Here is a 643-nt window from a genome sequence, read left to right on the forward strand (position 1 = left end):
ACGTCGCCGAAGCCGGTGCTCTTGGTCTCCGTGGCGGCCAGCATCCGGGACCGCAGGCCCAGGCGGCGGGCAGTCAGCACGCCCAGGAGCGCGCCGAAGGACATCACGCCGAACCCGCCGATCTGGATCAGCACCAGGATGACCGCGTGCCCGAAGCCTGTCCAGAACACCGGGGTGTCCACCGTGATCAGCCCGGTGACGCACACGGCGGACGTTGCGGTGAACAGGGCTTCCAGCAGTGACGCCGGCTGTGGTCCGGTGGCGGCGGCCGGCAGCATCAGGAGCGCGGTCCCGGCCGCGATGGCAAGGACGAATCCCAGGGCGATCAGCTGCGCCGGGTGCCTTGGCACCAGCTTTTGGGCCAGCCGTCGGAGGGTGGACACCTGCCTGCCCTGGAATTCCGCCAGGGACCGGCTGTACCCGGCCAGTACGGCCCTGGGTTTTTTCCTTCGGCGCTGAGGGTGGGGGCTTCGCTGGTAAGCCTTCAGGTGCATAGGCGCCACGGTACCACCGCTGGATGCCGCCGCCCTCCAGTTGCAACGGACCTCACACTTCGCCCGGATTAATGCGGGCTGCGTGCGGTCCCGCCCAGTTCGTCAGGGGGCCATGCCCTCCTGAGCCAGGACACGCCGTCGTGCGCGGC

Annotated in this window: 1 pseudogene; it reads right to left on the minus strand. The window is 69.5% G+C overall.

Annotated elements, in window-relative coordinates:
• Positions 1-494 (minus strand): annotated as a pseudogene (locus ACKAE7_RS21140) (hypothetical protein); the annotation flags it as partial.
• Positions 495-643: the final 149 nt, after the last annotated feature.

This window comes from Pseudarthrobacter sp. NKDBFgelt (assembly GCF_046097905.1).
GTDB lineage: Bacteria > Actinomycetota > Actinomycetes > Actinomycetales > Micrococcaceae > Arthrobacter > Arthrobacter polychromogenes.